The sequence below is a fragment of the Labrenzia sp. 5N genome (assembly GCF_012395805.1).
GTDB classification, from domain to species: Bacteria; Pseudomonadota; Alphaproteobacteria; order Rhizobiales; family Stappiaceae; genus Roseibium; species Roseibium algicola.
The window spans coordinates 16126-29564 of sequence record NZ_JAAZTM010000011.1; the positions used below are offsets into that span (position 1 = coordinate 16126).

The following is a 13439-nucleotide window of genomic DNA, read 5'->3' on the forward strand; positions in this document are numbered from 1 at the left end:
GAAAGCGCAGCGGGCCTTTGTTTTTGGCTGTTTTCTGCGGCCGAGGTGGCTCGAAATCATCGGGAAATAACTTATTGACTTTGAAAAAAGCCATAATATGATCTTTATCAAATAGAGAGTTCAAAAAATGATCATATTATGATCAGTCAAAAATGAGAGGTTCATAATGACGACACTTTCGGCAGGCGCACGGTTCCGGCAGGCCTTGAAGGAAGAAAATCCGCTTCAGGTCATGGGGTCGATCAACGCCTACACGGCGATGATGGCAGAGCGCGTGGGCTACAAGGCTCTTTATCTTGCCGGTGCAGGCGTCGCGAACGCATCCTACGGGCTTCCCGATCTCGGCATCACGAACCTGAGTGACGTGCTGACGGATCTCCGCCGCGTTACGGATGCAAGCAGTCTGCCGGTCCTGGTTGATGTCGATACCGGCTTCGGCGGTGCCTTCACCATCGCGCGCCTTGTGCGCGGCCTGATCAAGGACGGCGCCGGTGCCATGCACATGGAAGATCAGGTCCAGCTCAAGCGGTGCGGTCACCGTCCGGGCAAGGAGATCGTTTCCAAGCAGGAGATGGTTGACCGCGTCAAGGCAGCCGTGGATGCAAAGACCGACGATCAGTTCTTCATTGTTGCCCGCACGGATGCGCTGGCCATCGAGGGCCTGAACGGTGCGATCGACCGGGCCTGTGCCTACGTCGAGGCTGGAGCTGACATGATCTTCGCAGAAGCCTGCACGGAGTTGTCGCAGTACAAGGCTTTCGTCGATGCGCTCGACACGCCGTATCCGGTTCTCGCCAACATTACCGAGTTTTCCAAGACGCCGAACTTCACTCTGGACGAGCTGCGCAGCGTCGGTGTTTCAGCGGCGCTCTACCCCTTGTCTGCGAATCGCGCAATGAACGCGGCAGCCCTGAAGGTTTACAAGCACATTCGTGAGGTCGGATCGGCGACCGGTGTACTGGATATCATGCAGAAGCGCGAGGAACTCTACGACTTCCTGAACTACCACGACTACGAAAGGAAGATCGACGAGTTGTTCCAAAGTCGGAAATAATTGAGCAAAGGGAGGAAAGAATGCTCACCAAGAGAACTTTGTTGTCAATCGCAGCGGGCGCCTTGGCGCTCACAGTGGCGGCTCCGGTTATCGCGCAGGACGCGTTTCCGGAGAAGCCGGTCCGCCTGATTGTGCCGTATTCGCCTGGAGGGGGGACAGACACTACGGCCCGGATTGTTGCCGACAACATGAAGGAGTACCTGGGGCAGCCTGTCGTCGTCGAAAACCGTCCGGGTGCGTCCGGAACGGTCGGCACGCTTCTGGCGAAACAGGCAGAAGCTGACGGGTATACCATTCTGTTCGGTATCCAGGCGACGCTTGCGCTGAACCCGTCGCTTTTCAAGTCGGCGACCTACAACTCGAAAGAAGACTTCTCGGGGATCGCGGTGATCTCCGAGTCGCCCTATGTGGTCACGGTGCCGGGGGATTCCGAAATCTCCGACTATGAAGGCTTTGCCGCGGCCGCCACGGAAAACCTGACCATGGCAAACGGAGGCAGCGCGGCGCTTCTGGCGGCGCGCTTGCTGGCCCGGCAGGCAGATCTCAGCTTCACCAATATTCCCTATTCAGGTTCCGGAGATGCAATTTCCGATATCCTGGCCGGCCGTGTGAATGCGATGATCAGCAGTCCTGTTTCGGTCCTGCCGCATGTTGAGAGCGGTGCCCTGAAACCGATCCTCGTCACGAGCACGGACCGTTACGCCGCGCTGCCCGACACGCCGACGGCAGACGAACTCGGCTTCGACGGTTTCAACGTGGTTGGGTGGTACAGTGTCGTTGCTCCGGCTGGTGTCCCCCAGGAGCGTCTGGACGTTCTGAGCGATGCCTTCAACAAGACCATTGCCAATCCGGACGTGCAGGCGAAACTCGAAAGCATCGGTGTAACGCCGTCCCGGCGTGGCCTGAACTCTGCGGCGACGACAGAATTCATCGCCTCCGAGGTCGACCTGTGGGGCCAGGAAATCAAGGACGCCGGCATCGAGCCGAAGTGACCTTTCCCTGAACTTCCATTTCGCAACAATTGAACCTACCGGGCGAGCTTCGGCTCGCCCTTTCAAGGATGGAACCATGCCGCACGCCTGGATCGAATTTTCCGGTAATATTGCAGATCAGACCGAGGTCGAAACTTTTGGCCGCTGTGTCCACGCCGCCATGACGGAAGCCGGTATCTTCCCGATCGCGGGTATCCGCATCCGCATCACCCGCATTGACGATTGCCTGGTCGGTGACATGAACCCGGACAACGGGTTTGTCCACTTGTCACTTCGCATCGGTGAAGGCAGGGATGCGCAGACCAAACAGGAGGCGGCAGACTTGATCTTTGATCGGACTTCGTCGCATCTGAAGCCTCTCGCTGACCGTGCCCGGCTTGCATACGCAATGGAAATGCAAGAGATCCCGAGTGCTTACAGTTACAAGATGAACAACCTGCACAAACACTTGAAAGCCAGCTGACGGTTTTCTGGAGGATGGGATGAAGGCTCTCTTCAAGGCACAGGACGGGCTGCTGGTCGCGCTCGTAGGCGCAATTTTCCTCTACGCTTCCCGCGATCTCGACATGGGCGTGCCGCGCAACATGGGGCCGGGAATGTTCCCGGTCGTCTTGAGTGCCTTGACGATTGTCTTCGGATTGCTGATCGCGGTCGTCAACGTCGTTCGTGACGTCACCCTTCCAAGGCAATTCCCCTGGCTCGGCCTCTGCGGGGTCGTTGCCTCCATCGCACTCTACGCTCTGCTGATCGAACGGCTCGGCATCGCACTCACCACCTTGTGTGCGATTTCGGTGCTGGCGCTCGTCATTCCGCGCATGAAATGGCTGGAAACGGTGCTGCTCTCCATCGGCGTTTCTGCCTTCCTGTGGCTCACATTCGTTCTGGGCCTCGGCATGCCTCTCAGGCTTTTCCCCGGGTTCTGATCATGATGGATTTCCTCTCAGGGTTTACGGTCGCACTGCATCCGGTAAATCTCTTTTATTGTTTCGCAGGTGTTCTGCTGGGCAATATCGTCGGTGTTCTTCCAGGTATCGGCGCGATCGCGGCGATCTCGATCCTGCTGCCTGTCACCTTCTATCTGGAGCCGACGACCGCGGTCATCATGCTGGCCGGTGTCTATTACGGAGCCGAATATGGCGGCTCCATCGCATCGATCCTTCTCAATCTGCCGGGCACTGCTTCCAACGCGATCACAACGCTGGACGGTTACCCGATGGCGAAAAGAGGCGAGGCTGGTCTTGCCCTGCTGACAGCGCAGATCTCCTCGCTGAGTGGTGGCACTTTCGGCATTCTGGCCATGGTTTTCCTGTCACCGTTGATCGTGAAGTTCTCGCTCTCCTTCGGACCGGCGGAGTATTTCGCGACCTTGCTGCTGGGCCTCGTTGCCGGATCGGTTGCAGTGGGTGGATCAGCGCTCAAGGGCGTTGCGATGGTCTTCATCGGCATGCTGCTGGGCAGCATCGGCCTTGACCTCAACAGCGGCGTTGCCCGTTTCGACATGGGCTATGCAAACCTTCTCGACGGGCTGTCGATCGTCGCCGTTGCCATGGGCCTGTTCGGCATCCCGGAGGTCATCAACAAGCTGAGGGATGACCAGGGTGACAGGAAACCGATCGCCATTTCCGCCCGATCCATGTTTCTCGCTTTCGGCAAACTCAAGAGCATCAAGTTCTCGATCCTTCGCGGAGCCTCCGTTGGTGGCATCCTGGGGCCCTTGCCCGGTGCAGGGCCCACGATTTCCTCTTTCCTGGCCTATTCGCTGGAACGGTCCGTGGGCGGCAAGAAGGAAGAATTCGGCACTGGACGGATCAACGGGATCGCCGCGCCTGAGGCAGCCAACAACGCTGCCGCCCAGACGGCCTTCATTCCGACCATGACGCTCGGTATTCCCGGAACGCCGACGATGGCGATCATCCTGGGCGCCTTGATGATCCACGGCATCGCACCCGGACCACAGCTGGTGGTCGATCACCCGGACCTGTTCTGGGGTCTGGTCGCCAGCTTCTGGATCGGCAACGTGTTGCTGCTGGTGTTGAACGTACCGCTGATCGGTGTCTGGGCACGACTGGTTGCCGTGCCGAGACGGTTCCTGTTTCCCGTTATCATTGCACTGATCTGCACTGGCGTCTTCGGCGTGGCAAACTCCACCTTCGACGTCTGGGCCGTGTTGTTGATGGGGGTTATCGGGGCGATCCTGCGATTTTACGACTATTCCCCCGCACCGCTGCTCATCGGGTTCGTTCTGGGGCCGATGCTCGAGGAGCACCTGCGCCGCGCCTTGATGATTTCAGGAGGAGACTTCGGTTATCTTCTCGGATCCAGCACGGCCATCGCGATCCACTGCATCACGATCCTGATCATCGTGCTGCCGCTGCTCAACCTGCTCTGGTCGCGGATCAAGCGTCAAAACGAAAATCCCGTTGCCGATTAACAGCCTCGGTCAAGCGGAAGGCGCGGCCGGATCAGGCTCTACCTATCGGCCGCATCTTCGACAGCTTGGCGCTGATCTTCGCGACTTCCTCCCCCATGATGGCGAGTACCGATTGCAGGTGCTCGCCGGTCATGCGCGCCATGATGCTGGAAACGCTGATTGACGCAAAGGGTGTGCCGGCACTGTCGCGGATTGCCATGGCGACGGTCCTGACGCCAACGTCCGACACCCTGTCGATGTAGCCGGTCTCTCTTGCCAGTTCGACCATCTCACGGATTTTCGTGACGCCACCGGAGAACTCCTTGAGGTCGCCGGTGTTTCTGTCCAGGATCGCTTCGGCTTTTGCAGGCGGAAGGGCGGCAAGGACAGCCATGCCACCGGCGCCCAGCCCGATCGGGCGATGAACCCCGACGTCCAGAACAAACGCCTTCACGGGAAACGCGCCGCTTTCCCGGGCAATGCAGGTCATCTTGTCACCGACGACACGATTGAGGAAAACGGTGTCGCCCGTTACCTCGACCAGACGTTCGAGTTCCGGCTTGCAAACATCTTGCAGGTCATAGGCCGGGAAGACCAGCAGACCCAGTTCGTAAATTCTGGAGCCGAGGAAAAAGCGGCGGTTTTCCGCATCCTGGTCGACGAAGCCATGTTCGATAAGCGCCTGCAGCACTCGTCGGGCAGTCGGCCGGGTCAGGCCGGACTTTGCGAGTATGTCCGCGAAGGGAACACCGTCGGGATGCCCACCCGCGACAAGATCGAGCAACATCGCTGCGCGGTCGATGCTTTGTGTTCCTGCAGTCATCCTCGTAAGTCTCTATAATCGTATGTGTTTAATATCTAATTCGACCGAATGTCCTAGTAGAGTGGTATTGCATGAGGGCACACGGGTCCATTGAAATGAAGGGCATTCGGGAATTTATTGGCATGGCTAAAGGCCTCGTTTCCGGATCCGATGTTGCCACTGTGTCTCCAAGTCGGAATGGGGTGACCTAGAAGCCTTTTGAACGGCTGGAGAAGCGGGCTGAAGTCCTATCCGGACGCGGGTTCGCGGAGTGCTTCTCAGGTCAGTTGAGCTGCAATCCGGTCCAGAAGGTCTTGCGCACGTTTTTCGTAAGTCACGGCGTTTTGGGTTCGTGCAAACCTGATTGCACGGCGAAGTGCGGATAAAGCGTTTCGGGTTCGGCCGGTCTGCACCGAGAGCAAGGCCCACAGGCGATGGAGATCCGCTTCGTGCCAGCGTTCGCCGGTACGTCTGATGATCTTGAACGCCGATGCAAGTGCCTTCAGCCCTTCGGCCGGGCTACCACAGCGGCTGGTCGCTTCTGCGTAGAGTGACAGTCCGTAAGGACGGGTCAGCGTCACGTCCATTGCCGCCTGTGCGTTCAGACCTTCGTGAATTTGCTGAAGGCCGGAAGCGTTCCCAAGCTCTACCTGGGCCCACCCGGCCAGCAGGTCGCCATAGGGGCGCCAGAACGGAATTGCGGCTGCTTCGCAGGTTTCGATCAGGGCCGTCGCCCGTTCCAGCACACGCACCGGGTCTTCACGCTCACGAGCGATCAGCGCTCCTGCCCAAAGCATCTGCGCTCGACCGAAAGGCTGCTCCAATGTGTCCGTCAACGTCATGCCTTCGGCATAAAGGCGTTCGGCACGTTCGCTTTGGCCGAGCAACTGATGAACGCAAGCGGCATACTGGCGGCAGACGATGCCGGGGTCCTCGCCGAACAGAACCGATGCCTCTGCGCCGTGGTTCGTGTCGTAGGCGCTGCAAACAGCGTTGATATGAGGCAGGCAGGCGGAAAGATCACCACGGAAGAACCGTGTTTGCCCGACAGCATTGTGGGCCACCATTGCATAAAGCGCTGGTGCATCCTCTGCCAGGTCATCGAGACCCTTGGCAAGTTCGTCGGCGGCTGCAAGATCTGCCTTGGTCAGGTGGTGGTTCCAGAGCCCCGCAAGTGCGGGCACAATTGTCGTCGGGTCATTGGTTCGGCCTGCAAGTGTCGCGGCGCGTTCGTAAACGTCCCGAAGTTCGTCTGTGGTGAAGTGATCCCCGACAATAAGTGCCGCTCCCAGACCCAGTAGCGTGCGGCATTCCGCCGTGTGCGTTTCGGGGTCAGGCTCGCAGGCGGCGAAGGAGACAAGCGCCTGCCGGAATTGAGCGGCCGCATCGGTGACTGCGCCGCGTTCCAGCGCGGTCAGGCCCGCAAGCCCTCGATGGACGGCAGCACGTTTCCAATCGGCGGCACGCTCGAAATGATCGGCGAGTGTGGACGCGATTTCGCCAGTGCGGGATTTGAACGCGGTTTCAAGCCGGCTGCCGATGCGTTCGTGAAGTCCTTGCCGATTTGCGGCCGGAACAGCGTCGTAAAGAGCCTCCTGATAAAGCGCGTGCCGGAAGACGTAGCGTGTTGCCTGCGTCCCGTCCGGCCAGGCCATGATGCCCGCCCGTTGAATAAAGCGCCTGACGCTTGCAAGGCGGTCGAGAACCGCTTCGCCTTTTTCCACCTCGAGCCGTTCATCGCTCAACATGGCTGCGGAAAAGCGAATTCCGGCAACGCTGGCAATGTCGAGCAATTGCCGCTCGTATGGGTCCAGCCGGCCGATTTCGCCCGCGATGAATTTTCCGGCTCCGCGTGAGATTGCCGAAACGATTTCATTGACGTCCTGCTCGGGTGCCTGCTGATTCTCGGAACTCTCCAGGACCCCGTCCCGATGCCACTGGTCGATGATCGCATCGACCAGGATGGCATGCCCTTCCGTTCTTCGCCTCAACTCGCCGGCAAGGGAGGCAGGCAGTCTGTGGTCCGGAAAGCGTCGCTTGAGAAGGTCTGCCACGGCTGTTTCGTCGAGGCCGTCCAGCGTGATCGGGCTAAAGTCCTGAACACGTTGAAGGTAATGCAATGTCGTTTGGAGGTCTCCGGACTTGTCCAGTTCATCAAACCTATAGGTTCCAACCACAAGGGTTCTGGCAGGAACTCGGCGCTGAGCCCAGGAAAGAAGCCATGCCAGCGTGCTCTGATCGGCCCAGTGCAGGTCTTCCAGAATGATGACACCGGGCTGCTGCTGAGAGAGACGCTCCATGAGTGCGGTCAGCTCCCGCAACATTGAGTCCGGGTGCGTGTCCGTCAATCTTGTGGGCAGGGGAGCGGGCTCCCGGCCAGAACGAAGCTGAGGCAGCAGGTCCCGCCAGGACGGTGCGACATCCTCAAGAAGCCGCAAGACCCGTTTTCGTGAGGCACCTTCGGCAAGCTGTGTCACGATCTCGATCAGTGGGCCATAGGGTTCCCGGGCACCTGGATGGGGAATGCACTGCCCCCGGGCAGACCAGAAGCCTGCCGTGCGTGGCAGCGTGGCGGCGAACGTCTCCACCAGCCTTGATTTGCCCGATCCGGCTTCCCCGGCGACAAGGCTCACAATGCGCTTGCCAGCGCGCACTGCCGCTGCGCAGTCCGCAAGGGACTGCAGTTCCGCGGTTCGGCCTACGCAAAGAGGGGCCGTTCCAGTGGTTTCCGTGCCGGAGTTCAGAACCGTGATCTTGCCGACAAGGCGGTAGCCCTGCCTGCCGACCGTTTCGATGAACCCGGGTGTTTCGGCGCTGTCTCCCAGCAAGCGTCTAAGCTCGCGGATACACTGCTTTGGACCGGTCTCGCGTCCATGCTGCTGTCCCCAGATCAGGTGCCTCAGTTCTTGCTGGCTGACGATCTCTCCCTCGCGGGCGTCCAGCTCGACCAGCACGGCGAGAGTCTTGGGGCGCAAACGAACGACTTCCCCGTCACGCAGCAGTTCACCGCGAGAAACATCAAGTTCGACTTTTTGCACTGGGACGCAGATTCCGATGTTCCGGTGAGGCACGAGGACCGTGCCCCGATGAAGAATTACACTGATTGACGAACTACTTATACCATTTTTGCACCGTTGCCGACTTTGTTTGCCATCCTGATTTCCCTACCACCAGTCCTCATGGAGACGCGCCCCTGCGGCATGCCCCGCCGCAAGCGCGATCTCCCGTCTGCAACCGGAAAAGAGGACAGCCCAGTTTGACAAGATCGGTCACAACAGGCCCGGTGACAGCACGGGCCGTGCAATTGCTTGCGGTCCTGCTGGTGTCGGTATGCAGCGTTAACCCCGTCGCAGCGACCGTAACATGTGTTGAGGATTTTGACCGGGGTATGACCTCCGCTGCAAGGGACGCCAGGCCCGGCACGCCGCTCTCCGCAGCACTCTCGCAAAAGCTGGATGATGCGGTGCTGGCCGCGCTTCCACTTGCCGAAACGCCGGGCGTCATTGTTGGTGTCCAAACACCAGACGGCACATGGAAAAAAGGGTACGGCGTTGCCGACCCGGCAACCGGAACTCCGATGGAGCCGGGCATGCACACGCGCATCGGGTCCGTAACCAAGACCTTTACCGGAACAATGCTGTTGCAGCTTGCAGAAGCCGGACGGCTTTCTCTCGATGACACGATCGATGCCTATGTCGAGGGAATTCCCAACGGAGACAGGATCACGCTGCGCCAGCTTGCGGACATGACCAGCGGTGTGGCGAGCTACACCGCTTCCGAACGGTTCGTGGAGTTGTTTCTCGATCAACCCGGTGTCGCGTTTTCGCCCGAGGACCTTTTGACCTTTGCCGTCGAAAATTCCCCGCTCTTCGAACCGGGAACGCAATACGATTATTCCAACACGAACACGATCCTCCTTGGCATGGTCATTGAAAAGACCACCGGGCAGCCGTTCGAGACGTCATTGCGGAAGATGATCCTGGAGCCTCTCGGACTGGAAAAAACAGTCTGGCCGGGAAGCAGGACCGAACTGCCGGAGCCCTACGCCCAGGGCGTAACCCTTCAGGGCGTTGATGCAACGCCGGAAGCACCTCTTGTTGCCACACACTGGAACCCGGCTTCGCTCTGGACAGCGGGGGAGCTGATTTCCAACCTCGACGATCTGCTGGTCTATGGCCGAGCCCTTGGGTCCGGCCAAGGGCTTCTCGGCACCCAGATGCAGCAAGCGCGGCTGCGATCCTTCCGTCCGCCTGATGGGTACGGTCTGGCGCTTCGGTGCAACGGAGAGTGGGTTGGCCACACGGGCGAAGTGCCTGGATACACCACGGTCGTTTTCCATAGCCCGCGGACCGACACGACCCTTGTTGTCCAGGCGAACAGCGACATGCCTTCCGGTGACTGCGAGGAGGCAAAGGAGACGCGGAACGTCGACGAAGCCTCGGGTCTGTCCTGCTCGCTGCCTGCCATGCGCATTTTTAACGCCGTCGCTCCGTTACTCGGCGAAACGGCTCCCCAGAACACCGCTGAATAAGAACGGAGCCGTCCGTGACAAGACAGGTGCTGCCTCCCCCGGCAACGAAAACCCTGCGCGGTGCTGCCGCTGCTAATCCCAAATCTACCTTTCGGCTTCGGGCTGCTTCGGTTCTGGCCGTCTCTTTCGTGGCCGCGGTGTTTTCTCATTCTGCACCGGCTCAAACGCTTGATCAGGCCGTCGCCGGGCAAACCGTCATTATCGAACGGTTCACGCCGCCTACAAGGCCGGGCACGGTCGACATCACTGTGCAGGATCAGCGCAAGCGTGTTTCAGAACAAGATGCCGAGAGGGTACGCTTCACCCTCCGCTCGGTATCGATTGCCGGTGCACATTCGGTTTCGAACACCGATCTGTCGGCCATCTGGCAGGGCAAGATCGGCAAGGAGATGTCTCTTGCGGATCTCTATCGGATCGCGGAGGCGGTTGAGGCCGCCTATCTGAGAGCCGGCTATTTTTCGATGACCGTCGTTCCGGTGCAGGACTTTGCGTCCGGTGCGGTCTCGCTTCGGGTCTACGAAGGCTATGTTGAAACCGTCGAGATCACCAGTTCCATCCCGCGCATCAGGGAGCGCCTGGCGCCCTATATCAACCGCCTGACCTCCATGCGGCCCATTCGGATCAAGGAAGCGGAACGCGTCCTGCTGCTGATGAGCGATCTTGCCGGTCTGCAGATCGAGGGAACAATTGTGCGCCCGGAAACGCCCACAGGTGGCGGTACGCTGAAGCTCGCGGTTGATTTCAGCCGATACAGCGCCGGCGTCGGTCTCGACAACCTTGGAACAGATACGGTCGGTCCGCTGGAACTTTCCGGAAATGCCACGGTCAACGACATCTTCGGGTTGTTCGAAACGACAAGCCTGGTTGGCGTGACCGTTCCGGACGCGCCCGAGGAAATGGTGCTGCTGCAGGCGTCGCAGTCGGTTCCAATCGGGTTCAACGGGCTCTCCGCGGGCTACGACCTGACCTATGTGACCCAGAAACCCGGCGCAGACCTGAAAGAGCAGGACATCCACATCGAAACCGTTATCGGTTCGGCTCATCTCCAGTATCCGCTCATTCGCACCATCGACCAGAGCCTTTACGGCAAGGTGGAAATCAATCTTCGGAACGACCGGATCGACGTGATGGGCGCGCGGGCTGCCCGTGAGCAGGCGCGTTGGGCGACGGTGTCCCTCCGGTACGACCTTGATGCAGGCCCTGCCTCATTTTCCGCTGGAGCCGAACTGGGTCAGAGCCTGAACCACAAAGGTGAAATGGAAATTGACCCGGACGACTATCGCTTTGGCCGGTTCAACTTCGGTGTTTCATATGATCTGGCGTCCATCGCGCGGCTTCAGCTGCGCACGGCCAGTCAGTATTCGCCGACACCGCTGCCCGGTGCGGTCCGGTTCGCTCTCGGCGGCGATCCCTACGGCTGGGCGTTCGATGGCGGCAGCCTCTCCGGTGACAGTGGCTTTGCGTCGGCGTTTGAAGTCAGTCACGACATCGAAACCGGATGGTCTGCGCTTCCCGGTCTCACCCTGACGGCCTTTGCCGATTATGGCGTCGTCTGGAACGTGGATGAAGCCGCCGACTTTGCCCGCGACGAACTCGGTTCAGCCGGTGTCGGTGTCAGTGGCATGGTTGCCGACCGGGTGAATTTTCAGGTTCTCACCGCCACACCCTGGCATCGGCCGGAAAACGCCGAGGATCCGGGGACCCGGGTTTTCTTTAGGCTGGGGATGGCGCTTTGACAACACCGGAAAGTATCGCCCCGGCCGGACCGGCCGAAACCCATCTGCAAAGACCTGCACGCGCGAACAGCAAGACTGATTGAGAGGTTACACATGTCGTTCTTCCAGCTCACACGGCGCCGGTTCCTGGCGTCCGCGTCTCTCGCGGTTCTGGCAGCACCAGCCCTTGCCGAGGACCTGCCGCCATCCAGAACGGCGGGAACCGATGTTCCGCCTGGCCAGATCGACAAGGCGATCGCCGGGCTTGACGGGATCGTTGAAGACATCAAGGCGCGCAGCAAGGTGCCGGGCCTAGCGGTTGCCGTCGTAAACAAGGGAGAGACTGTCTACGCGAAAGGCTTCGGAAAGCGGGGCGGCGAGGGCGATCAACCGATTGACGCCGACACCGTTTTCCAGATGGCTTCCGTGTCCAAGTCGATCGGGGCAACAGTCGTCGCCCGGCAGGTCACGCGCGGCGTTGTTTCGTGGGACAGCAGGATGCGCGACCTGCTGCCATGGTTCAGCCTTGCCGATCCCGATATTTCCGAACGTTTGACAGTGGGGGATCTCTACAGCCACCGTTCCGGCCTGCCGGACCATGCCGGCGACGATCTGGAAGACATCGGCTTTGACAGGCAGACGATCCTCGAACGTTTGCGCCTGCAGCCTCTGCGCGCCTTCCGCACGAGCTACGCCTACACGAATTTCGGCCTGACTGCCGGCGCCGAGGCGGTTGCCGAAGCATCCGGGGCCGAATGGGCCGACCTTTCTGACGAGGCCCTGTTTCAGCCGCTTGGCATGACCAGGACCAGTGCGCGGTTCAATGATTTCATGGCACGGGAAAACCGCGCGGTGCCGCATGCCAGAAGCGGCGACGGTTTCGAGGCGCTGTACCAGCGGCAGCCGGACGCCCAGTCACCCGCCGGCGGGGTGAGTTCCTCCATCAACGACATGGCCAGATGGATGAAGATGGTTCTGGCCGATGGTGGGGAGCTTATTTCTCCCGAAGCCTTGCAGCCAGCAATCAGTCCGCAAAGCTTTTCCAGCCGTCCCCATACGCCTGACGAACGCGCGGGGTTCTACGGCTATGGTTTCAATGTTGGCACTGACCCGTCCGGCCGGGTAATCCTCAGCCATTCAGGTGCTTTCATCCTTGGTGCGTCGACCTATTTCCTGATGATCCCCTCGCTCGACATAGGGATTGTGGTCCTGTCGAATGCGGCTCCTGTCGGTGCCGTTGAATCCATCGGCGCATCCTTCTCCGACATGGTGCAGTTCGGGCGTGTGACCCGTGACTGGTTCTCCGGATATGAAGGCCTGTTCGCTTCCTTCTATACGCCTGCCGGCTTCACGGCCGGTGAACCTGCTCCTGCCGCTGCCGCACCTGCTCCTGCGGCTGGCTATTGCACGGGCCGTTACGGCCATCCCTACTTCGGCACGGTCGAGGTGCAAGAGGAGGATGGCGGGCTCGTCCTGCTTGCCGGTCCCCAGCCAATAAAGCTGCCGCTGCAGGCCTGGGACGGGTCGATGATGGTGTTTGACATTGCCAACGAAAATGCCGTGGCGGGTTCGCGCTCGACCGTGACTTTCTCAGGCGATGGCAAGGAAGCAAGCACCCTGGAAATCGAGCTCTTCGTGCTGAACGGGCCTGCGCGGTTCGAAAGGCTTGCGCAATAGAGTGAGCTGATTCTGCGACGCACATTCAAACCCCGCAGGGACATCCTGCGGGGTTTTTGCTTTCACACACCCTCAGCGCCTGATCCGCAGAGAGAATAAGCGGAAGACGTCGGTATACTTGAGAGCTCCGGTGCTGAGGCTGCTTCCTGTCTGGGCAATTGGTCGCGCGATTTCAGATAGTTGCAATTGCACGTGCGTCTCCGGAAGACATTGCATACTGGAATATGCAATGCTCCGGGCCGGAGGATGGACCATGAC

The 13439-nt window shown here is 59.8% G+C and carries 10 protein-coding genes; 8 read left to right on the plus strand and 2 right to left on the minus strand.

Annotated elements, in window-relative coordinates:
- Positions 1 to 166 precede the first annotated feature (166 nt).
- The 5 genes from prpB to HEP89_RS11315 all read left to right on the plus strand — a co-directional run bounded on the left by prpB (position 167) and on the right by HEP89_RS11315 (position 4477).
- Entirely contained in the window at positions 167 to 1054 is an 888-nt protein-coding gene (gene prpB / locus HEP89_RS11295) for a methylisocitrate lyase (protein WP_023003744.1), read from the plus strand.
- Between the two features lie 20 nt (positions 1055 to 1074).
- A complete protein-coding gene (locus tag HEP89_RS11300; protein WP_082809658.1) occupies positions 1075 to 2046 on the plus strand; it encodes a tripartite tricarboxylate transporter substrate binding protein in 972 nt (323 codons plus the stop codon).
- A gap of 76 nt (positions 2047 to 2122) precedes the next feature.
- The gene (locus HEP89_RS11305; RefSeq protein ID WP_168692066.1) at positions 2123 to 2509 is read left to right on the plus strand and encodes a 5-carboxymethyl-2-hydroxymuconate Delta-isomerase; all 387 of its coding nucleotides are present in this window, start codon (positions 2123 to 2125) and stop codon (positions 2507 to 2509) included.
- A gap of 19 nt (positions 2510 to 2528) precedes the next feature.
- Entirely contained in the window at positions 2529 to 2969 is a 441-nt protein-coding gene (locus tag HEP89_RS11310) for a tripartite tricarboxylate transporter TctB family protein (RefSeq protein ID WP_075284051.1), read from the plus strand.
- 2 nt (positions 2970 to 2971) lie between these two features.
- The gene (locus HEP89_RS11315; RefSeq protein WP_168692067.1) at positions 2972 to 4477 is read left to right on the plus strand and encodes a tripartite tricarboxylate transporter permease; all 1506 of its coding nucleotides are present in this window, start codon (positions 2972 to 2974) and stop codon (positions 4475 to 4477) included.
- Between the two features lie 31 nt (positions 4478 to 4508).
- Here the strand turns inward: HEP89_RS11315 and HEP89_RS11320 are convergent, their stop codons facing one another.
- The gene (locus HEP89_RS11320; RefSeq protein WP_023003734.1) at positions 4509 to 5279 is read right to left on the minus strand and encodes an IclR family transcriptional regulator; all 771 of its coding nucleotides are present in this window, start codon (positions 5277 to 5279) and stop codon (positions 4509 to 4511) included.
- A gap of 257 nt (positions 5280 to 5536) precedes the next feature.
- Complete coding sequence (locus HEP89_RS11325; RefSeq protein ID WP_168692068.1) at positions 5537 to 8296, minus strand: AAA family ATPase; 2760 nt, start codon at positions 8294 to 8296, stop codon at positions 5537 to 5539.
- 350 nt (positions 8297 to 8646) lie between these two features.
- Between HEP89_RS11325 and HEP89_RS11330 the strand changes: the two genes are divergently transcribed.
- The 3 genes from HEP89_RS11330 (at position 8647) to HEP89_RS11340 (ending at position 13181) form a co-directional block, all read left to right on the plus strand.
- Positions 8647 to 9789, plus strand: coding sequence for a serine hydrolase domain-containing protein (locus HEP89_RS11330; protein WP_168692069.1), 1143 nt, complete (start codon positions 8647 to 8649; stop codon positions 9787 to 9789).
- Between the two features lie 14 nt (positions 9790 to 9803).
- Entirely contained in the window at positions 9804 to 11525 is a 1722-nt protein-coding gene (locus HEP89_RS11335) for a ShlB/FhaC/HecB family hemolysin secretion/activation protein (protein WP_168692070.1), read from the plus strand.
- 93 nt (positions 11526 to 11618) lie between these two features.
- A complete protein-coding gene (locus tag HEP89_RS11340; RefSeq protein ID WP_168692071.1) occupies positions 11619 to 13181 on the plus strand; it encodes a serine hydrolase in 1563 nt (520 codons plus the stop codon).
- The last annotated feature ends 258 nt before the right edge of the window (positions 13182 to 13439 follow it).

Coding starts and splice junctions, on each gene's coding strand:
- HEP89_RS11320 (WP_023003734.1), bottom strand. CDS start 5,279: ATGACTGCAGGAACACAAAGCATCGACCGCGCAGCGATGTTGCTCGAT.
- HEP89_RS11340 (WP_168692071.1), top strand. CDS start 11,619: ATGTCGTTCTTCCAGCTCACACGGCGCCGGTTCCTGGCGTCCGCGTCT.
- HEP89_RS11305 (WP_168692066.1), top strand. CDS start 2,123: ATGCCGCACGCCTGGATCGAATTTTCCGGTAATATTGCAGATCAGACC.
- HEP89_RS11330 (WP_168692069.1), top strand. CDS start 8,647: ATGACCTCCGCTGCAAGGGACGCCAGGCCCGGCACGCCGCTCTCCGCA.
- HEP89_RS11310 (WP_075284051.1), top strand. CDS start 2,529: ATGAAGGCTCTCTTCAAGGCACAGGACGGGCTGCTGGTCGCGCTCGTA.
- HEP89_RS11300 (WP_082809658.1), top strand. CDS start 1,075: ATGCTCACCAAGAGAACTTTGTTGTCAATCGCAGCGGGCGCCTTGGCG.
- HEP89_RS11315 (WP_168692067.1), top strand. CDS start 2,972: ATGATGGATTTCCTCTCAGGGTTTACGGTCGCACTGCATCCGGTAAAT.
- prpB (WP_023003744.1), top strand. CDS start 167: ATGACGACACTTTCGGCAGGCGCACGGTTCCGGCAGGCCTTGAAGGAA.